This window comes from Pseudomonas fluorescens group sp. PF-1 (genome assembly GCF_054481335.1).
Map to the genome: position 1 here is coordinate 3,092,181 of NZ_JBTMNG010000002.1, position 18,298 is coordinate 3,110,478.

Annotated in this window: 19 protein-coding genes and 3 pseudogenes; 12 read left to right on the plus strand and 10 right to left on the minus strand. The window is 58.8% G+C overall.

Annotated features, from left to right (window positions below; genetic code table 11):
- Positions 1-71 precede the first annotated feature (71 nt).
- The 4 genes from ACX3YD_RS29085 to pdxR all read right to left on the minus strand — a co-directional run bounded on the left by ACX3YD_RS29085 (position 72) and on the right by pdxR (position 3,479).
- A complete protein-coding gene (locus ACX3YD_RS29085; RefSeq protein WP_458961689.1) occupies positions 72-782 on the minus strand; it encodes an ATPase in 711 nt (236 codons plus the stop codon).
- A gap of 227 nt (positions 783-1,009) precedes the next feature.
- Positions 1,010-1,429, minus strand: a complete 420-nt coding sequence (locus ACX3YD_RS29090) for a cupin domain-containing protein (protein ID WP_047528432.1) — start codon at positions 1,427-1,429, stop codon at positions 1,010-1,012.
- A gap of 199 nt (positions 1,430-1,628) precedes the next feature.
- Positions 1,629-1,922 carry an antibiotic biosynthesis monooxygenase family protein gene (locus tag ACX3YD_RS29095; RefSeq protein ID WP_103406660.1) on the minus strand — a complete coding sequence of 98 codons (294 nt, stop codon included), beginning with the start codon at positions 1,920-1,922 and terminating at the stop codon, positions 1,629-1,631.
- A 123-nt stretch (positions 1,923-2,045) separates the two neighbouring features.
- Complete coding sequence (gene pdxR / locus ACX3YD_RS29100) at positions 2,046-3,479, minus strand: MocR-like pyridoxine biosynthesis transcription factor PdxR (protein ID WP_103406659.1); 1,434 nt, start codon at positions 3,477-3,479, stop codon at positions 2,046-2,048.
- A 205-nt stretch (positions 3,480-3,684) separates the two neighbouring features.
- Between pdxR and ACX3YD_RS29105 the strand changes: the two genes are divergently transcribed.
- From ACX3YD_RS29105 to ACX3YD_RS29120, 4 genes are all read left to right on the plus strand, one after another.
- Positions 3,685-4,125 carry a carboxymuconolactone decarboxylase family protein gene (locus tag ACX3YD_RS29105; RefSeq protein ID WP_103406658.1) on the plus strand — a complete coding sequence of 147 codons (441 nt, stop codon included), beginning with the start codon at positions 3,685-3,687 and terminating at the stop codon, positions 4,123-4,125.
- Positions 4,126-4,197: 72 nt separating this feature from the next.
- Positions 4,198-5,178, plus strand: a complete 981-nt coding sequence (locus tag ACX3YD_RS29110) for a LysR substrate-binding domain-containing protein (protein WP_458961690.1) — start codon at positions 4,198-4,200, stop codon at positions 5,176-5,178.
- A gap of 106 nt (positions 5,179-5,284) precedes the next feature.
- Positions 5,285-5,806, plus strand: coding sequence for a GNAT family N-acetyltransferase (locus tag ACX3YD_RS29115; RefSeq protein ID WP_103406656.1), 522 nt, complete (start codon positions 5,285-5,287; stop codon positions 5,804-5,806).
- A 113-nt stretch (positions 5,807-5,919) separates the two neighbouring features.
- Positions 5,920-6,414 carry a hypothetical protein gene (locus ACX3YD_RS29120; protein WP_458961691.1) on the plus strand — a complete coding sequence of 165 codons (495 nt, stop codon included), beginning with the start codon at positions 5,920-5,922 and terminating at the stop codon, positions 6,412-6,414.
- Positions 6,415-6,482: 68 nt separating this feature from the next.
- Here ACX3YD_RS29120 and ACX3YD_RS29125 read toward each other — a convergent pair whose 3' ends face one another.
- Positions 6,483-6,704, minus strand: a complete 222-nt coding sequence (locus ACX3YD_RS29125; protein WP_047528444.1) for a hypothetical protein — start codon at positions 6,702-6,704, stop codon at positions 6,483-6,485.
- Complete coding sequence (gene ccoN, locus ACX3YD_RS29130) at positions 6,704-8,131, minus strand: cytochrome-c oxidase, cbb3-type subunit I (RefSeq protein WP_130206237.1); 1,428 nt, start codon at positions 8,129-8,131, stop codon at positions 6,704-6,706. The genes ACX3YD_RS29125 and ccoN overlap by 1 nt, the downstream gene beginning before the upstream one ends.
- Before the next feature lie 326 nt (positions 8,132-8,457).
- Between ccoN and ACX3YD_RS29135 the strand changes: the two genes are divergently transcribed.
- Both ACX3YD_RS29135 and ACX3YD_RS29140 read left to right on the plus strand, forming a co-directional pair.
- Entirely contained in the window at positions 8,458-10,131 is a 1,674-nt protein-coding gene (locus ACX3YD_RS29135; protein WP_458961692.1) for a nitrite/sulfite reductase, read from the plus strand.
- Positions 10,128-10,607: a DUF934 domain-containing protein gene (locus tag ACX3YD_RS29140; protein ID WP_458961693.1), complete on the plus strand. Its 480-nt coding sequence runs from the start codon at positions 10,128-10,130 to the stop codon at positions 10,605-10,607. The genes ACX3YD_RS29135 and ACX3YD_RS29140 overlap by 4 nt, the downstream gene beginning before the upstream one ends.
- Positions 10,608-10,664: 57 nt before the next feature.
- Here the strand turns inward: ACX3YD_RS29140 and ACX3YD_RS29145 are convergent, their stop codons facing one another.
- The 3 genes and pseudogenes from ACX3YD_RS29145 to ACX3YD_RS29155 form a co-directional block, all read right to left on the minus strand.
- On the minus strand, positions 10,665-13,031 hold the full coding sequence (locus tag ACX3YD_RS29145) for a tetratricopeptide repeat protein (protein ID WP_458961694.1): 2,367 nt from the start codon (positions 13,029-13,031) through the stop codon (positions 10,665-10,667).
- 237 nt (positions 13,032-13,268) lie between these two features.
- On the minus strand, positions 13,269-14,297 hold the full coding sequence (locus tag ACX3YD_RS29150; RefSeq protein WP_458961695.1) for an HAD family hydrolase: 1,029 nt from the start codon (positions 14,295-14,297) through the stop codon (positions 13,269-13,271).
- A gap of 363 nt (positions 14,298-14,660) precedes the next feature.
- A pseudogene (locus ACX3YD_RS29155) lies at positions 14,661-14,783 on the minus strand (DUF6124 family protein); the annotation flags it as partial.
- A gap of 138 nt (positions 14,784-14,921) precedes the next feature.
- Between ACX3YD_RS29155 and ACX3YD_RS29160 the strand changes: the two are divergent.
- From ACX3YD_RS29160 to ACX3YD_RS29180, 5 genes and pseudogenes are all read left to right on the plus strand, one after another.
- A complete protein-coding gene (locus ACX3YD_RS29160; RefSeq protein ID WP_458961696.1) occupies positions 14,922-15,464 on the plus strand; it encodes an HNH endonuclease signature motif containing protein in 543 nt (180 codons plus the stop codon).
- Between the two features lie 2 nt (positions 15,465-15,466).
- Positions 15,467-15,772 (plus strand): bacteriocin immunity protein, encoded by a 306-nt coding sequence (locus ACX3YD_RS29165; protein WP_458961697.1) that lies wholly within the window; start codon positions 15,467-15,469, stop codon positions 15,770-15,772.
- 12 nt (positions 15,773-15,784) lie between these two features.
- A pseudogene (locus ACX3YD_RS29170) lies at positions 15,785-15,940 on the plus strand (hypothetical protein); the annotation flags it as partial.
- Positions 15,930-16,204 (plus strand): annotated as a pseudogene (locus ACX3YD_RS29175) (bacteriocin immunity protein). The pseudogenes ACX3YD_RS29170 and ACX3YD_RS29175, both read left to right, overlap by 11 nt.
- Positions 16,205-16,271: 67 nt before the next feature.
- The gene (locus tag ACX3YD_RS29180; RefSeq protein WP_458961698.1) at positions 16,272-16,829 is read left to right on the plus strand and encodes an S-type pyocin domain-containing protein; all 558 of its coding nucleotides are present in this window, start codon (positions 16,272-16,274) and stop codon (positions 16,827-16,829) included.
- A 95-nt stretch (positions 16,830-16,924) separates the two neighbouring features.
- Here the strand turns inward: ACX3YD_RS29180 and ACX3YD_RS29185 are convergent, their stop codons facing one another.
- Positions 16,925-17,347: a YciI family protein gene (locus ACX3YD_RS29185; RefSeq protein WP_103406645.1), complete on the minus strand. Its 423-nt coding sequence runs from the start codon at positions 17,345-17,347 to the stop codon at positions 16,925-16,927.
- Positions 17,348-17,670: 323 nt separating this feature from the next.
- Between ACX3YD_RS29185 and tpx the strand changes: the two genes are divergently transcribed.
- Positions 17,671-18,171, plus strand: coding sequence for a thiol peroxidase (gene tpx / locus ACX3YD_RS29190; RefSeq protein WP_090469360.1), 501 nt, complete (start codon positions 17,671-17,673; stop codon positions 18,169-18,171).
- The last annotated feature ends 127 nt before the right edge of the window (positions 18,172-18,298 follow it).

The following is an 18,298-nucleotide window of genomic DNA, read 5'->3' on the forward strand; positions in this document are numbered from 1 at the left end:
GTGGCATTGATTAATTGTGAGCAAACCCTTCCTGTCCAAATCGGGGCTTGCTCACATTGATTGTCGCAGTCTCAATACAGTTGTTGCTCTTTGGTTTTGTCGATCATCGAAACGTTACTTGTCGGCTTGGTCAATAAATTGCTGAGTGACTGGTCAAACTTCTGCAGTGCTCTTACTTGCACGTTTTGCTGTTCGTTAATATCCGCGACGATTTCTTCACTGCGCTTGTAGTCCGCCCACACTGGACTCATCGCCTTGGCGTCATGCCCTTGCGCCGTACCGATGTAACCCAGGTTTTTGTCGTAGAAGTCCACGCTGACCTTCGCCTCGATGTCCGAGCTGCGCGATGTCATCAACTGGCTGCGGCTGTCGACGATGCCGACCACGTCCGGTTTGGCCGCCTTCAGGCTTTGCATGTCCGGGTACACCGTGACCGAGCCGAACTGGCGTTGCAACGAGGCCTTGACCCAATCCACGGCCAGGTCGGGTTGGGAGGTGGCTACGTAGGCATCGTGAATCGGCTGCACCAGCAGGCTCTGGCCGAAACCGGTACCGGCGTTGGCCTGGTAATCCTGCAGGTAGGCGCGGTTGGCCTGGGTGTTGTGGCTGTAGACGATGCCCAGCGAAACATTGTGGGCGTTGGGAATGCTCGTGGCATTGCTACGTCCGACCGGCTGGGTGAACATGCCGTCCAGAGAAGAAACCGCCGAAGGAGCGGTGGGTATGGAGCAGCCGGCTATTAGGACGGTCATTGTCAAGGTACTGACAAGCGCGAGTTTCATGGTGTTTCTCCAGTGAAACAACATCAGTCGGAAAGTTAAATAGCCGGTTTTAAGCGGCCGTCATTCCAGACTAAACCGCTTGACTCCCATGCAGTAGCCAATATCCGTAGTTATCCGCCGGGCAATAGTTTTGTTTGATTTAAAACTTTTCGGTTAATTGCCGGCAGATATAAAAAAGCCCAAATCAATGATTCGGGCTTTTTTGTTTATGGCTGTACGTTCAGCCATCAGTTTTCCAACGGGATCAGCACTTTCTCGTCCGGTGAGAGCACCATGAACACCAATAGCTTTGCAGGCTTCGTTTTGCTGGCGTTTTTCGACACCAGGTGCTCGGAACCGGCCGGTTCGTACCAATACTCACCGGCCTTATAGGTCCGCTCTTTTTCGCCCTTCACCTGAGAAGTGACGGCCCCGGATAACACGTAGGCCATGGCCGTGCCCTCATGTTTGTGTGCAATGGAGGATTGCCCTGGCTTGTAGTCGACTTCGATCATCATGGCTTTTTTGCCAGGCGCGTTTTGCAGCATTTGATCTTGCAACACCGTGACCTTTTCCGAAGGACCACCGGCTTCATGGGCGAACGCCGAGGCGGAAACGACCAGCGCCAGGGCAACAAAAGGGGCAGTACAGAAGCGCAAAACGTTCATGGTTCATTACCTGCAATGGGTGAGTTGTCCGGGACCAATCTAGTCCGTCACCCATAACAAACAAACAGCCAATATTCGGGAAGTCCAGGGGACCAATGTCAGGTTTACAGGCAAAAAAAGATCGCAGCCTCCGGCACCTTCTACAGAGGTACCCATGCCCTGTAGAAACTGCCGAAAGCTGCGATCTTTAATCGCGTTCTTAACGAATCGGAAAGCTGTTGAAGTCGACGGCGTTGGCCAGTTGGCAATCGATCAGGTCGATGAATCCCTGCACTTGAGGGCTGTTGAAATGCGATTGCATGGCCGCTTCGGATTGCCAATGGGAGCTGACGGTCCAGCGATTACTGTCGTCGGGGCAACGGTCCACCATATAGGACTCACAGCCCGGTAGATCGCGCAGCGTCTCGACAATCTTTTGCAGTTGCTTACCCAGCTCGTCCGAGCGGCCGGAGACGGCTTTCACCTTGACGGTATTGATCATTTGGTTGGGCATTGCTCACACTCCTGAATCAGGCCGGACGAATCCTGCTCATTGAGAGATAACGCCTATGCAGGATAGGCCTGCACCCCCGGACCACCAATAGCCAATCGCGGGATAAAGTCGCAGACCAATCCGTCAGGCGACTTGCTGCAAGATGTCGCGCAGGCGATCCAGAGCGGTGTCGATGTCCAGCGTATCAATGGCGCCAAAACCGAGGAAAAGCCCGGCCAGCGGCGCTTGCTGGTAGAAAAAACTGTTGATGGGGTAGAGCCCGACTTCGACTTTTTTCGCCAGTTCGATCACCAGGGGTACATCGATCGGCACCTTGCACAACACCACCATGTGGAAACCGGCCGTGGTCGGCACCGCTTCCAGCCATGGCGAGAGGTCAGTGGCGATGCGCGCCAGTATCCGTTCCCGTCGACTGGCGTAGATGCTGTGACAACGGCGTATGTGCTTGAGCAGGCAGCCTTCGGCGATGAACTTGGCCAGCGCCCATTGCGGCAGGGTAGAGGTGTGAAGGTCAGTCAGTTGCTTGGCGCGTACCACCGCATCGAGAATCGCCGGCGGCAGAATCGCATAACCCAGCCGCAACTCCGGCAGCAGCGTTTTCGAGAAGGTCCCGACGTAGGCGACGATTCCGCGCTCATCCATGCTTTGCAGCGAGTCCGTGGGCCGGCCCTCGTAGCGGAATTCGCTGTCGTAGTCGTCCTCGATGATGATTGCGCCCAGCTCGTGGGCCTTGGCCAGCAACGCCACGCGCCGTTCCTGGCTCATGGGCATGCCCAGCGGGAACTGGTGCGACGGGGTCACATATATCAGCCGGGTACCAAGGGGGATCTTGTCCACCTGAATGCCTTCGCCATCCACCGGAACGCCGATCACCGTGGCGCCGTGGGTGCCGAACAACAGGCGCGCGGGCGGGTATCCGGGGTCCTCCATGGCGACGATGCTGCCCGGGCGGGTCAGCACCCGGGAAATCAGGTCCAGGGCCTGTTGGGCGCCGTTGCACACCACCACGTCTTCATCCTGGCAATTGACCCCGCGAGAAAACGCGATGTGCCGGGCGATGGCATTGCGCAGTGCTGGCAGGCCTTCCGGAAGGCTGTAGAAGCCTTTGGACGCGGAGATCTGCCGCAAGGCGTGGGAGGTGCAGCGCCGCCAGTCGTCCTGGGGAAACTGGCCCTTGCTGGTGGCGCCACCAATGAAGTCGTAGCGCAACGAGCCTTCCAGTGTCGGGTGGCGCAGAAACACCGGCAGGTTGCGCCAGGATTCGATGACCTCGAATCCGGCCAGTTCCGAGTGGCTCTGTTTACGCTCGACTTTCGACGCCCGGGCGTTGACGTAGGTGCCTTTGCCGATCACTCCGGTGAGGAAGTTTTCGTAGGTCAGTTGAGCGTAGGTGTCGGAAATGGTCTTGCGTGAAATGCCCAGTTGCTCGGCCAGCAGGCGACTGGGTGGCAGCTGCGTCCCCGCCGCCAGGCGCCCGGACTCGATGGCGCTGCGCAGTTGGTTGTACAGCTGACCTGCCAGGTCCTTGCGGCCATTGATGACAACATGCAGTTCCATACCGGCGAAGCTCCGGGGCAATTGAGGCGCGTGTGCGTCGCGCAAGATTACCCCCATCCGCCGGTGATGCAGAAGTTGCGTGGCGTAAAAACCGTCAATTGGTCTGGAGGCGGGTGGTCCACGGTTTTTTCGCCAAATTGGACCTGTAACGCAGGGGTAACAACGGATACCGTGAATTACACATTCTCGCTGCACGAGGCCTGTCATGAACCCCCGCCTGGATTACTACAGCGCGTCACCCAAGGCGATGAAAGCCATGATCGCGATGGAGGCCTTGACCAGCAGCTTGAGCATCGAACCGGCGCTGCTGCACCTGGTCAAGATCCGCGCTTCACAGCTCAATGGCTGTGCGTTCTGCACCGACATGCATTCGGTGGATGCCCGGCGTCTGGGCGAGACCGACCGGCGCCTTTACTCGATTGTGGTCTGGCGCGACAGCAACTTCTTCAACCCGCGCGAGCGTGCAGCCCTGGCCTGGACCGAGGCCGTGACCCTGCTTGCCGAAAGCCACGTGCCGGACGACGTCTACGAGCAGGCGCGGACGCAATTCAGTGAAGCTGAACTGGTCGACCTGACCATCGCCGTCACGACCATCAATAGCTGGAATCGCCTGGCGGTGAGTTTCCGGCAAAGCCCCAGTGCCTGATCGGGTTGTCATACGGCTTTCATGAAAGGTGCGCAGGATGAATCGCACGGATAGAAGGACAGGGAGTCATCAATGCCAATCATGGGAACCGGCAGCCGTCGTCGCATTGCCGAGTATGACGCGCCCCTCGATAAAAGCGTGCCCTGGCGGACACTGGCGGCAGATGTCGATCCGGTGCTGGCCCAGTGTTTCAGCGTCACCGCGCGTTCTGGCTGTTTCATGCAGGCGGCGCGCAGTCTCAATATCAAGGCGACCCGGTTACGCAAGCAATTGGCGGAACTGGAAACACAGCTGCAGTGCTCATTGTTCAGCCCCTCGGACAATGGCGTCGCCCTCAGTCGTGACGGGCTGCAACTGCATTCGCAATTGATCGCACTGGCCCACGAGCGCGACTGGCCGGTGATCGAACAGCCGCTGGTGCGCCTGGCCGTCGCCGAATCGATCCTGCATGACATTCTCGGGCGCGACCTGGTGGCCTTGCTGCGGCGCAATGCCAGTGTGCGCCTGGACATCATCAGCCTCGACAGCGAGCTGTCCCTGCGAGCCGTCAGTGCCGATGTGGTGCTGTGGCTGTCTGGCGCCGATTCAGCGCTGCCGGGGCCGAGTTTTGCCATCAGCGAACCCCGGTGCCTGGCGCGTCTCGACTACCTGCCGCATATCGCCAAACGTTACTCCAGGGTCGCTTCGCGCCCGGACAGCCTTGATGACCTGGCCGATTTCCTGCTCGTGCAATGGCAGCATGATCGGCAGGTCGACAGTTTTCGCCCGTGGAACAATCTGGTGGACCAGCGCCTGGCCGGGGTGGTGCAGTTGCATTCCTATGAACTGATGCTGGAAATGATCCGTTGCAGCGCCTGCATTGGCCTGTTGCCCGGCTACATGAGCCATTTCGACCGTGGCCTGATCGGTTTGCCGGAGCTGTTCGACCTGCCGATGCAGCGTCAGGTCTGGTTGGCGGTGAATCGCCACTCCGAGGCGGATGCACAGGTGCGGATGATCGTCGAGTTGATCAACGGCACCTTCAACGAGCGCCGGGAGTGGTTCGAAGGTTGAGCCCAATCAAGATGTGGGAGCGAGCCAGCTCTCACAGGGTGCTCGCCAGCCGGGAAGTTTGCGATATAGAGTGAGCAGCCATGTCTGTATCAAGGATGAGTCACCCATGCCCGCCATCGACCCTGTCATCACCCTCGAACGCCTCAACGAATCCCACATCGAGGGCATCACCGCGCTTTACCATGACCCCATGGTCGCCCGGCAGACGCTGCAAATGCCGTTTCCGTCCAGCGAGACCTGGCGCAAGCGCCTGGCGTCGGACAACGAACGAATCGTTCAATTGGTAGCGCTGCACCAGGGAGCCGTTGTCGGCAGTATCACCCTTGAGCAGTATTCACGTGTCCGTCGCGGCCATGCGGGGACTTTCGGCATGGGGGTCGCGCAGGCGTGGCAGGGCAAGGGCGTTGGTTCGACACTGTTGGCGGCGGCGCTGGATATCGCCGATGACTGGATGAATCTGCGGCGGGTCGAACTGTCCGTCTATACCGATAACGAGGCTGCCATCGGCCTGTATCGCAAATTCGGCTTTGAAACCGAGGGGATCTTTCGCGATTACGCGGTGCGTGACGGGGTATTCGTCGATACCTTGAGCATGGCGCGTCTGCGTCGCCCACGTAACGCCGGTTGAATCACCGGTTCAGGGTAAACGCCAGCGCCGCTCGTGCTTTTAGTCGCACGCCAGCGGCGCGCTTCTGCCATGCTCAGGGTCCGCAGCACCGCTTCAACCAAAGGATCATCGCGATGGACGACGTACAGCAACTGGGCGAGATGCTTCGTCATTACGCAGACAGCGAAGCGCACAAGAAGCAATTGTTCGAGACGCAATCGGCCGAGTGGGCCAAGCGCATTGGCGAGCTGTTCGATCAGATCCAGCAGTGGCTGGAACCGGTCAAGGCGCCGAATCTGCTGGAGGTGAGTCGTGAAGCCTATGTCGCCTCGGGGCCGAGTGTCCCGGTGGAGACGTCCACCTTCAATACCGAAAAGCTGAGCATCCTGATTGCCGGTAAGCCGGTGGAGTTCGTGCCGGATGTGATGGGTGTCGGCGGGCAGATTTCAGTGGCGGTGATGGGCTTTACCGCCGCACGCTACGGCAGTGTTTCCCTGGTTTGCCAGCCGCCGTCGCAGGGCTGGCAGTGGCGCAAGACCAATGGCCTGAAGGACCCTGATACCTTCGCCTTCGATGCGAACTTTCTGGCGCAACAGTTGCAAAGCCTGATCCCCCGCGAACGCAACTGAACTGATTGATCAATGCACAGCCCCTGTGGGAGCGAGCCAGTTCGCTCCCACAGGGGTTGGCTGTTGTCTCAGAGCTCGAGGTGGCCCCATCCCGGCTTAGGCGCGGGCGGGGCGACAGCCTTCACCGTCTTCCCTGTCGCCTGTTCCACCCGCCGCGCCACTTCCGGGTCATCGGCGAAGGGCATCAGGCTGGCGTCATCCAGGCTTTGCGCCGAGTGACTTCTCAGGCAGTACTCGACGCCCAGCCACAGGCTCGCCGCTGCCAGAATATTCAGTGCGATTTCAATCATCAGGCGATCTGCGCCTCCCGTTCGGCCATGGCCACGTCGCCCACCCGTACCGTGCGCCACACGTTGTACGCCATCAGCAACATACCGCTGAGGAAGAACACGCCACCGGCAAAGCGCACCACAAATCCGGGATGACTGGCCTGCAAGGCTTCGACGAAGGAGTAGGTGAGGGTGCCGTCGTCGTTGATCGCCCGCCACATCAGGCCCTGGGTGATGCCGTTGACCCACATCGAGGCGATGTACAGCACCGTGCCAATGGTCGCCAGCCAGAAATGCAGGTTGATCAGCGGCGTGCTGTGCATCTGCTCGCGACCGAATACCTTCGGCACCATGTGATAAGTCGCGCCGAAGGTGATCATCGCCACCCAGCCGAGGGCACCGGCGTGCACGTGGCCGATGGTCCAGTCGGTGTAGTGGGACAGGGCATTGACGGTCTTGATCGCCATCATCGGCCCCTCGAAGGTCGACATGCCGTAGAACGCCAGGGACAGCACCAGAAAGCGCAGGATCGGATCGGTGCGCAACTTATGCCAGGCGCCCGACAGCGTCATCATGCCGTTGATCATGCCGCCCCAGCTCGGCGCCAGAAGAATCAGCGACATTGCCATGCCCAGCGACTGCGCCCAGTCCGGTAGCGCGGTGTAGTGCAAGTGGTGCGGGCCGGCCCAGATGTACAGGGTGATCAGCGCCCAGAAATGCACGATGGACAGGCGATAGGAGTACACCGGACGCCCCACCTGTTTGGGCACGAAGTAATACATCATCCCGAGGAAACCGGTGGTCAGGAAGAAACCCACTGCGTTGTGCCCGTACCACCACTGCACCATGGCATCGGTGGCCCCGGAATACACCGGATAGGACTTGAACCAGCCCACCGGGATCGACAGGTGATTGACCACGTGCAGCATCGCGATTACCACGATGAACGCACCGAAGAACCAGTTGCCGACGTAGATGTGTCTGGTCTTGCGCTGCACCACCGTGGTGAAGAACACGATGGCGTAAGCGACCCAGACCACGGTCATCCACACCGCGCCGGAGAACTCGATTTCGGCGTATTCCTTGGTGGTGGTGTAACCCAGCGGCAGGCTGATCAACATGATCACAATCACCGATTGCCAGCCCCAGAAGGTGAACGCGGCGAGTGTGTCCGAGAACAGCCGTACCTGGCAGGTCCGCTGTACGGCGTAGTAACTGGCCGCGAATTGCGCGCTGCCGGCAAAGCCGAATATCACCAGGCTGGTGTGCAGCGGGCGTAAACGGCCGAAGGTGGTCCACGGCAGATCCAGGTTCATCTGCGGCCACACCAGTTGCGAGGCGATCCATACGCCCATCGCCATCCCCACGACGCCCCAGATCACCGTCGCCACGACGAATTGGCGCACGACCTTGTAGTTATAGGCTTGCCCGACAGTTGTTGTGCTCATGTTCAATGCTTCCACGGTTGCAATGCCGTGCACTGTAGAAACCGTGGCGTAAACAAAACAGGCTCAGGAAAAGTTCATTAATGCGGATCAGATTGGAAATGACCTTGTCCCGGTTGAGTCAAAACTGATACGGCTTTTTAACAAAGATCTGAATCTGTAATGAAAATCAGCGCCGGCCCATAGTGCTACCTCCTGTAGGAGCGAGCCTGCTCGCGATGGGCGTCAACGATGGCGCGGGCTGTCTGGATGCCCCCGTTGTCTGTGCGTTTTTCGCGAGCAGGCTCGCTCCTGCAGGGTTTTGTGCCAAATCCTGATGAGGTAGCCACATGTATCAGTACGACGACTATGACCGGGCGCTGGTGTTCGAACGGGTTGCGCAGTTTCGCGATCAGGTCGAACGCTTCATCGCGGGGGAACTGAGCGAGGAAGAGTTCCTGCCCCTGCGCCTGCAGAACGGCCTGTACATGCAGAAACACGCTTACATGCTGCGCGTGGCGATCCCCTACGGCACGCTGGGCGCCCGGCAGATGCGCACGCTTTCGAGCATCGCCCGCGACTACGATCGTGGTTACGGCCACTTCACCACCCGGCAGAACATGCAGTTCAACTGGATCGAACTGGCCGAAGTGCCGGACATCCTGGAACGCCTGGCACAGGTGGAAATGCACGCGATCCAGACGTCCGGCAACTGCGTGCGCAACATCACCACCGAAGCCTTTGCCGGGGTCGCGGCCGACGAAATGATCGACCCGCGCCCGCTGGCGGAAATCCTGCGGCAGTGGTCGACCATCAACCCGGAATTCCTGTTCCTGCCACGCAAGTTCAAGATCGCCATCTGCTCGGCCGAGCAGGATCGGGCGGCGATCATGATGCATGACATCGGCCTCTATCTTTACCCTGGCAGCGATGGGCAAATGCTCCTGCGGGTCATCGTCGGCGGGGGCTTGGGACGTACACCGATCCTCGGCTTGCAGATCCGCGAAGGCTTGCCGTGGCAGCATTTGCTGTCCTACGTCGAGGCGGTGTTGCGGGTGTATAACCGCCATGGCCGGCGCGACAACAAGTACAAGGCGCGGATCAAGATCCTGGTCAAAGCCTTGGGCATTGAGGCGTTCGCCCGGGAAGTCGAGGAAGAATGGCAGTACCTCAGGGACGGTCCGGCACAGCTGACCGAAGATGAATACGAGCGCGTGGCCAGTGCCTTCGTTGCGCCGCCATACCGCGAACTGGCGGACACCAGCCTGGATTTCGGCACTCAGTTGAGCGAGCACCCGGCATTCGCCCGTTGGGTGCAGCGCAATGTGCAGGCGCACAAAGTGCCGGGGTATGCCAGCGTGGTGCTGTCGACCAAACCCGGCAATGCCGCGCCGCCGGGCGATGTCACCAGCGAACAGATGGAGGCGGTGGCCGAATGGGCCGAGCGCTTCGGGTTCGCCGAGATCCGCATTGCCCACGAACAGAACATCGTCCTGCCGGACGTGCCCAAGGCCGATCTGTTCGCGCTCTGGCGCCTGGCGTGCGAACACAACCTGGGCAGTGCCAACGTCGGCTTGTTGACCGACATCATCGCCTGTCCCGGTGGCGATTTCTGCGCGCTGGCCAACGCCAAGTCGATCCCTATCGCCCAGGCCATCCAGGCGCGTTTCGACGACCTCGACTACCTGCACGATCTGGGTGATATCAGCCTCAATATCTCGGGCTGCATGAACGCTTGCGGGCACCATCACATCGGTAATATCGGCATCCTGGGGATCGATAAGAACGGCAGCGAGTGGTACCAGATCACCCTCGGCGGCGCCCAGGGCAAGAACAGTGCGCTGGGCAAGGTCATCGGCCCGTCCTTCAGTGCCACCGAAGTGCCGGGGGTGATCGAGCAGATCATCGACACCTTCGTGCGTTATCGCGAGAGCGAGGAAGTGTTCGTCGATACCTTTCAGCGCATCGGCCTGGAACCGTTCAAAGAGGCGGTTTATCCGAAAGTGCTGGAGGTGTCGGCATGAACAATCTGTTGCGTCTGCAAGAGGGCGTGGCACGGCTGATCGAGGACGACCCATGGACGCTGGTCCGGGACCTGCAGGTGCCATTGCCGGCGGGGAAGCTGATCCTGCCACTGGCCCGTTGGCTGGAAAACCCGAGGCAACACACGCTGTGGCTGGGGCCGGACGATGACGTGGAGCACCTCAAGCCGTGGTTGCCCGAGTTGCCGCTGATCGCCGTGGACTTTCCGAGTTTTCGCGATGGTCGCGGCTACAGCCAGGCGTATTTGCTGCGCACTCGATTGGGTTGGACGGGCGAGTTGCGAGCCATTGGTGATGTGCTGCGCGACCAGCTCAGCCACATGCGCCAATGCGGTTTTGACAGCTTTGCGGTGCGGGCGGATAAATCTGCCGAGGATGCATTGAAAGGATTGGCCGGCATGAGCGTGCTGTACGGACGCTCGGTGATAGAGCCTCGGCCGTTGTTTCGGCGGCGTTGACTCAGAAGGGCTGCTTTGGCGAGGGAGCCTGCTCCCTCGCCAAAGCAGCCCATCCAATCACTTCAACGCCGGATCGCCCATGTTCATTTTCTTCCAGCCCTGCAACAGCACCTGCGCCTTGGGTTCATGGCCGTTATTAAGGTAGTACTGGATCAACGCCAGGCGCGCATTGCGGTTGGCCGGCTGCACTTTCAGCAGTCGTTCCAGTTCTGCGCACGCCTCATCGATTTTGCCGCTGTCGTGCAGCGCCACGGCCAGCACATAGCCAAACTGCGCACTCTGCGGTTCGAGTTGCGCGGCTTTGCGCAGGAACGGCATGGCCTGGGCGGACTGGCCGGCGCGCACCAGTGACAAGCCCTGGGTGTGTTGCAACAGGGCGGCGTCCGGGTGCTCTTTCAGGCTCTGCGCCAAGAGCGCCTGCGCCTCCTGACGGCGGCCATTGGCCTCCAGCCATTGCACCAGCGTCACCAGGGCCGGGTAGAAGCCCGGATCACGCTTGAGCGCGGTTCGCAGTAAGCCCTCGACCTCGTCACTGCGTCCGCTGGCCTGATACAGCATGGCCAGGTTGAGGTTAGATTCGGCACGCTCGGCGAGGCTCTTCTGCACGTTTTCGTACTCGCTGATGGCCGCCTCCCAATTGGCCCGTGCACTGCCCAGACCCGTGTTAGCCACGCTGAGCAGGTCCCTGGCTGCGGCAATGCGCACGGCTTTCACCGGATCGCCGAGCAACGGCGACAGCAGCGCGGCGCGTTCCTCGGGCGGCAGGAACGCACTGATGGCGTGGACCGCGCTTTCACGCACTTGCGGAGCCGGATGGCTCAGGTCCCTGGTCGCCAGTTTCAACGCCTGTTCGCTCGGATACAGCGGCAGCTCGGCGAGCAGGGTCGCCCGTTGAATCGCCGGCAGGTTGCTGCGTTGCAGCTGCTCGTAGAGTGCCTGCGCCGCGCCCGGCTGGCCGTTGCGAATCAACCACAGGCTTTCGTCGTAGCGCGGGGCCTGGACGGGGCTGGCATTGGCGGTGTTCCACAATTTGAACTGCTCGGTGACCTTGTCGCCTGCCTTGCCCTGGTGACAGCTCAGGCAGGCGTCCGGTGTGCCGAGTCTTGCCGCACGCTCGGGGTTGGGAATGCTGAAACTGTGGTCATGGCGGAAGTCGTTGCCCATGTAGAACTTGCCGGGCATGTGGCAATCCACGCACTGCGATCCGGGCTGGCCCATGGCGTGACGGGTGTGTTCGATGGAGTCGTAGTTCTTCGCTTGCAGGCCCTTGCCATCGACGGTTTCCACGGTCGTCTTGCCGGCGGTGTTGTGGCATTGCAGACAGACGCCATTACCCGGCGCCTTGAGCTCGGCGCTGTGCGGGTTGTGGCAATTGCTGCAGCGCACACCCTTGTCGAACATCTTGCTCTGGGCAAAGGAGCCGTGTTCGAACACTTCGTCATTGATCTTGCCATCCAGGGCATACAGCTCGCGGGTCAGGGGGCTCGGCAGGTAGTCATCCATCAGGCGCTTGCCAACGGTGTAACCGTCGTCCAAGGGCGCGCGGCGCGAGTGGCAGCGGGCGCAGGTTTCGATTTCGACGGTGGCGTTCTTGTCCTTGAGATCGACGGCGAAACCGGCGTGGATCAGGTCGGTCTTCTTCGCGGCCCATTCCAGGTGATTCGAGGCCGGGCCGTGGCAAGCCTGGCAGCCGACCCCGAGGCTGTTCCACTGACTGTCGAAGGTGTTTTTCGCCGCATCGAAATTACGCTTGAAACCGGTGGTGTGGCACTCGATGCACATGAAGTTGGCGTTCTGGCTCGGTTTGCTCCAGTGCAGCGGGTCCTTGAAGGTCACGCCCTGGCCCGGATACAGATGAAACCAGCGGTGCTTTTCGGTATCCCAGGCCACGCCCAGGGCTTGCAGTCGACCTTCGCCGACCTCGATCAAGTACTGCTGCAAGGGGGCAATGCCGAAGGTGTAGGCCACCTTGAAGTCGGCGTTCTTGCCATCGCTGCCGGGGGTGTTGACCCAAAAGCCGTCGTCCTTGCGCGAAAAGCGGGTGGTTTCGTTTTCCGCCTTGAAGGTGACGTTGTTGAAGTCGCCGAGCAGGGTGTCGGCGTTGGCTGGCTGCATCGCCAATTGGTGATGGGAGCCTTGCCAGTCCTTGACCTGTGCGCTGTGGCAGCCCTGGCATTGTTGCTCATCGACCATTTTGGCCGGCGCCAGGGCAACGGGTAGAGGTTGTGTTTTGGCCGGTTCAACCGCGGCTTTGCTGATCGGTGCGTAGGTCACGGGTGCCGGATTGTTGCCGAACAGAAACCAGCCGATGCCCGCGACCGCCAGCAGCAAAACGCCAATGGTGACGGGAAACAGGTAGCGATTGATCAGGGGCGGTTGCGAATCAGGGGTGGCGGTTGCAGCTTTGTTTTTATGTTTCGGCATTGCGACTTCCCTGGTCCAGGTGCGTTTTCCAGCAGGCATGCGTGCTGCGAGAGGCAGCTTTGCCGGATGGTCGGCGTCTGTCAAATGACGATTGTGATCGGTGATGCGGCGTTGTGTTGCCCAGGTCGTGGGCAATGGAAAACTGCATAGGGTGCTGTTGGCAGGTGTTCATTCTTCGATGGGGCGGGCGCAGTCCCTATCCGATGATGCCTTGTTGAACACCTCAGCCAGGTTGATCTATTGCGTTGGCTCTGTTGAGACAGCATCGAACGGATAGATCCGACGCCATTCGGCCGCCATGTCGACGACGGTCCAGCCACGTTTATTCGCTTCGTTCAGGGCCTTGTCCAGACGGCCGATCTGCGACTCGCGGTCATAGGCCCACTCGCGCTTGGCGTCGGTGTGATGCACCAGGCCCATGAAGCGTTTGCCCGGCCCGGCGGCGGTCCACTGCAACATCTGCAGGTCGCCGTCGGAGTTGCCGAACGCCAGAATCGGCCGCTTGCCGATGACCGCGTCGATGCTTTCCGGTTTGCCTGGGCCGTCGTCGTTATGGGCCAGTTTTGGTGTGCGCAGGATCGACGCCTGCCCATCCTTGTACTGAAACACTGTTACGAAGGTGGTGCCGATCACCTGCTCGGGCGGGATGCCATAAACCTTCTGGGCGAAGGCGCGCATGAAACCGGTATCGCCACCAGAGACGATGTAGGTCTTGAAGTCTTCGCTGCGCAGGTAGTCGAGCATTTCCAGCATTGGCTGGAAGATCATCTCGGTGTAGGGCCTGCCGGTTTTCGGATGGCGAGCCTGGCTGAGCCAGGTCTTGGCGTAGTCGTCGAAGGCCTCGGTGGTCATGCCGGTGTGGGTCGCACCGAAGATCTTCATCATGCCGTCCAGCCCGGTTGCAGCCAGCGCCTTGTGATCGTTTTCCAGTACCGCCTTGAACGGCTGGGTGGTTTTCCACTCCGGGTGTTGTGGCGCGGTGCGCTTGACCTCTTCCAGGGCAAACAGCAGTTCGAAGTACATCGGCTGCTCGCTCCACAAGGTGCCGTCGTTATCGAACACGGCGATGCGGTCTTCGGGTTTGACGAAGTCCTTGCTGCCTTGATCGGTCACCGCCTGCACGAACTCGATGATGTTCTTTTTCGCTGGGCCGTCGTTCCAGGAGGGCAGTGGTTCGGCGGCCTGAGCCAGCAGTGGCAGGCTTAAAGCCAAGGCTAATAGCAGCTTCAACCCGTGAAAGTGGCGGTGGCTGATCGGGTTCGTCATGGGCGTTCCTTCGAGTGAACCGGATTGAGTGTTTGCAGTCCGGGAACGGCAGCTCATTTGCTGCGTTCGGCCTGACTATGGAGCGTAGTCAAGGATTCCCTGCTTGGGGTGCGGAGCTTGATCGTTAGTCGCTCCAGGTGACCTGTATAGATAACGGGGTATTTGGCGGCCGTTTCGACGTGAGTATGGGGGCTGAATCGACGAAACCCGCCGTCTGCGTGAAGGCAAAAGGTGGGTTTCAAGGATCTGTGGTGAGGGGGCCCCAACGCGGTAGACGCGATTTATCGAGAAAAAGGGTCGACAATTCCGGAGGCGCCCGCGCACCCGACAGGCAATCACCTCGTCACAAAGGGTCAGAGGTGATCAGCGCGGAACAAGATTATCCAGCACCCGGTTAACAGCCAGTTCTCCCAGCATGATCGACTGTTGAATAACCAGCAGCGTATTGCTCTGGGACCCCTTCAGATACCTTGCGAAGTCACTGGCAGTGCCGAGGGTTGGATTGGCGTCGTACCTGCGGTTGTACCCTGGCCTATACCGTCGGTCCACAGCTGGAAACCCTTGGTGCCGCCGGGCAGCGAACACCTTGGATCGACGACATCGCCGATCTCACCGACCGACCCCTTGGTTTATCCCGGCAGCCCGACCATCCCCGTCCTACCGCCAATCGAGACGTTTCCGGCTGTTGATGAAGCGGAGATTGGTGCGAGTATTCCGGGGTTTCCGGGGGATATGGAATTGCCTTCGCCGGATGCCCTGTTTCGTGATCGACGGGACGATCCGGGGGTTGCGACCGGAATGGGGAAAGCGGTTTCGGGGGGATGGTTGGGGGAGGCTGCGCGAGGGCAGGGAGCGCCTATACCTTCGCAGATTGCGGATCAACTGCGTTTGCGGGAATTTAGGAACTTTCATGGGTTTAGGCGAGCGTTTTGGATGGCGGTAGCGGCAGATGCACAGGTCAGGTCTCAATTTACGCCTATCGATTTGCACTTGATGAAAAAAGGCAATGCGCCTTATGCATCAACAAATGATAGAAATGGAGGTCGCACTAAATGTGAGATTCATCACTTGGATGAAGTTGCGAAAGGTGGGGCAGTTTACGATGTGGATAATTTAGTTGTAATGACACCCAAGCGGCATATTGATTTTCATGGACAAGGAAATTAATCATGATTTTCAAAGAGAAATTTGAAGACTACACAGAAGCTGAATTTTTGGAGTTTTTACGCAGCCTTTATGAGGAGCGAGACGACTTGTCTGCAGAAGCGTTTGATAATTTCATCGCCGAGGGGGTGCAGCATTTCGAATGGGTGACCGAGCATCCAGATCGCTCTGATGTGATTTTTTATCCTAAGGAAGGATGCGTGAGTACACCTGAGGATGTCTTAAGGGTCATTAAAGAATGGCGTGCCACCAATAACAAACCCGGTTTCAAGTCTGATAACAAACTAGGGCGGATGCGCGAGGGCCTTTGACCGTACCCACGATTTGCAGATCAAAGTGGAGGACGTAAAACGTTTGAACTTCACCACAATGTCGAAGTTTCGATGGGCGGTGATGTTTATGGGATTGATAATATTTCGGTTGTGACACCACAGCGTCATATACAACTACACCGGGAAAGAAATCATCATGATCTTTAAGCAGAGATTAGAAGACTACACCGAAGCGGAGTTTTGGATTTCCTTCGAGGGTTCAGCATTTATCCGGACGGATTGCACGGTAAAGCGTTGGAGGCATATTTGGATCGCCTTCTCACACATTTTGAAAAAGTCACAGAGCACCCAGGCCGTTCAGACGTCATCTTCTATCCAAGAGAAGGTCAGGAAGACAGCCCCGAAGGCATCCTGAAAGAAGTCAAAGCATGGCGTGCCGCCAATAACAAACCCGGCTTCAAGCCTGAATAACTTGGCGGTGGCTCAATTTTCATGGCAGAACACCACTGGTGCTCCACTCGCCACCCAGTGCGCTCCTGTGCTGCATTTCGGTTTTTCCAGTCGTGCAGATGCCCAGATTTACGGCCTTAGCACGTCGTTGTCAGAACTGGTGCCTATCGAAGGTATGGATTGGCAAGCACTGGCACGGAGCAGGGCGGAGATAGAGATCCCATTCAGGATGAGTTCTGCCGTCATTACCGCCACACCTGGCACCTCGCTACTGGGCATGCAGGGTGTCAGTTCCATGTCGCAGGTTTTCGTCACTGCGTCTTTGTCTGGACACTCAACTCCCAAAGTGCGGGTGAGGCCGGCCTATCCAGGCCAGGGAGTGAGTGCGTACGGTTTTACTGCTGATGGCGCAGCGCCGGTTACGATTTCCTGGGCCGGCGAGATTTCTCTTGAAAACAACAAACCTGGGAACTGGCAACAATCACGTTCGTTGCTGTTTGTTGAATCTCCACCTGTCCCGGTTCTGACCCCCTTGAGCAATAACGAAGGTGTTCATTTTGACGACTACATCGTGGTTTTCCCTACCGCGTCAGAGCTGGATCCTCTTTATGTCATGTTTAGAAACCGACATGAGTATCCCGTCTAGCAGGTGATCGCCGAGCATTCGATCACGTCCATTGAGACTGGAAATACTCGGGACGTGATCGCACGAATCGTCGTTACCTGCTCAGGCACAAATATTCAGCACTTCTTATGCCCAAACGCCCGCTCTTCCTGCTCGCGCAGTTCCGGCGTGAACTCTTCGCCGAAATCCTCCATCTCGAACACCTGCCGAATCTCGATCTCGGCTTCAGTGCCGGGCATCGGATTAGGGCAGCGCTTGACCCACTCGATGGCCTCTTCTTTGGATTTCACCTGCCACAGCCAGTAGCCGGCGATCAGTTCCTTGGTTTCGGCGAAGGGGCCGTCGATCACCGTGCGCTTGTCGCCCGAAAAGTGCACGCGGGCGCCTTTGCTGCTGGGGTGCAGGCCTTCGCCCGCGACGAGGATGCCGGCCTTGGCCAGTTCTTCGTTGTAATTGCCCATGGCGGTCAGCAGTTCGTTGCTGGGCATGACACCGGCTTCGGAATCCTGGCTGGCTTTGATGATGATCATGAATCGCATGGTTTCGATCTCCGCTGGTTTTGAGTGATTCAATTTATAGTCGTACGGCGGAGGGCCAAATCGACACTGTTGCAAAATAAATCGCCTACGAAGTCGATGCGAGTATTACCTAATGAGTCCGGGGGCGGCTGGGGAGGGCGATTGCCTATTGGGGCGGGCAAGCCGGGCTCCCACAGGGTTTTGTGGTGATTGTGCAAGCGCCGGATTTCAGATTGCTCGACGACTGTTCACAAATTGTATCCAGAGTAGGTCGTCCGACAATTTCGTGGTTAACTTCGACCTCTTCAAATTTCTCTACCACAACGTTCAGAAGGACTCCGTTCATGGCTCAAGTCACTCTTAAAGGCAACCCGGTTCAAGTCAACGGCCAACTGCCTCAAGCCGGTTCCAAGGCGCCAGCCTTTTCCCTGGTTGCCGGCAATCTGTCCGACGTCTCCCTGAAGGACTTCGCCGGCAAGCGCAAAGTGCTGAACATCTTCCCAAGCGTCGACACTCCGACCTGCGCCACGTCCGTGCGCAAGTTCAACGCTCAGGCCAATGACGTCGCCAACACCGTGGTGCTGTGCATCTCCGCTGACCTGCCGTTCGCCCAGGCCCGTTTCTGCGGCGCCGAAGGCCTGGAAAACGTGCAGAACCTGTCGACCCTGCGCGGTGCCGAGTTCATTCAGAATTATGGCGTTGCCATCGCTGACGGCCCGCTCAAAGGCCTGACTGCCCGCGCCGTGGTGGTGCTGGACGAGAACGACAACGTCCTGCACAGCGAACTGGTCAAGGAAATCGCTGAAGAACCGAACTACGAAGCGGCACTTGCTGTACTGAAATAAGCCTGCGTTTACATTTGTTAACGGCCTGGCCCTCCCCAGGCCGTTTTCATTTGTGTTTCAGTGTCTTGGATAAATCTCCTGATACGTAAGCCGAAAGTAAATTGCCGGTAAAGGCGCTTTGCTTAAA

Bases quoted from the DNA above. Each gene is read 5' to 3' on its own strand.
- ACX3YD_RS29085 (WP_458961689.1), bottom strand. From the start codon at position 782: ATGAAACTCGCGCTTGTCAGTACCTTGACAATGACCGTCCTAATAGCC.
- ACX3YD_RS29090 (WP_047528432.1), bottom strand. From the start codon at position 1,429: ATGAACGTTTTGCGCTTCTGTACTGCCCCTTTTGTTGCCCTGGCGCTG.
- ACX3YD_RS29095 (WP_103406660.1), bottom strand. From the start codon at position 1,922: ATGCCCAACCAAATGATCAATACCGTCAAGGTGAAAGCCGTCTCCGGC.
- pdxR (WP_103406659.1), bottom strand. From the start codon at position 3,479: ATGGAACTGCATGTTGTCATCAATGGCCGCAAGGACCTGGCAGGTCAG.
- ACX3YD_RS29105 (WP_103406658.1), top strand. From the start codon at position 3,685: ATGAACCCCCGCCTGGATTACTACAGCGCGTCACCCAAGGCGATGAAA.
- ACX3YD_RS29110 (WP_458961690.1), top strand. From the start codon at position 4,198: ATGCCAATCATGGGAACCGGCAGCCGTCGTCGCATTGCCGAGTATGAC.
- ACX3YD_RS29115 (WP_103406656.1), top strand. From the start codon at position 5,285: ATGCCCGCCATCGACCCTGTCATCACCCTCGAACGCCTCAACGAATCC.
- ACX3YD_RS29120 (WP_458961691.1), top strand. From the start codon at position 5,920: ATGGACGACGTACAGCAACTGGGCGAGATGCTTCGTCATTACGCAGAC.
- ACX3YD_RS29125 (WP_047528444.1), bottom strand. From the start codon at position 6,704: ATGATTGAAATCGCACTGAATATTCTGGCAGCGGCGAGCCTGTGGCTG.
- ccoN (WP_130206237.1), bottom strand. From the start codon at position 8,131: ATGAGCACAACAACTGTCGGGCAAGCCTATAACTACAAGGTCGTGCGC.
- ACX3YD_RS29135 (WP_458961692.1), top strand. From the start codon at position 8,458: ATGTATCAGTACGACGACTATGACCGGGCGCTGGTGTTCGAACGGGTT.
- ACX3YD_RS29140 (WP_458961693.1), top strand. From the start codon at position 10,128: ATGAACAATCTGTTGCGTCTGCAAGAGGGCGTGGCACGGCTGATCGAG.
- ACX3YD_RS29145 (WP_458961694.1), bottom strand. From the start codon at position 13,031: ATGCCGAAACATAAAAACAAAGCTGCAACCGCCACCCCTGATTCGCAA.
- ACX3YD_RS29150 (WP_458961695.1), bottom strand. From the start codon at position 14,297: ATGACGAACCCGATCAGCCACCGCCACTTTCACGGGTTGAAGCTGCTA.
- ACX3YD_RS29165 (WP_458961697.1), top strand. From the start codon at position 15,467: ATGATTTTCAAAGAGAAATTTGAAGACTACACAGAAGCTGAATTTTTG.
- ACX3YD_RS29185 (WP_103406645.1), bottom strand. From the start codon at position 17,347: ATGCGATTCATGATCATCATCAAAGCCAGCCAGGATTCCGAAGCCGGT.
- tpx (WP_090469360.1), top strand. From the start codon at position 17,671: ATGGCTCAAGTCACTCTTAAAGGCAACCCGGTTCAAGTCAACGGCCAA.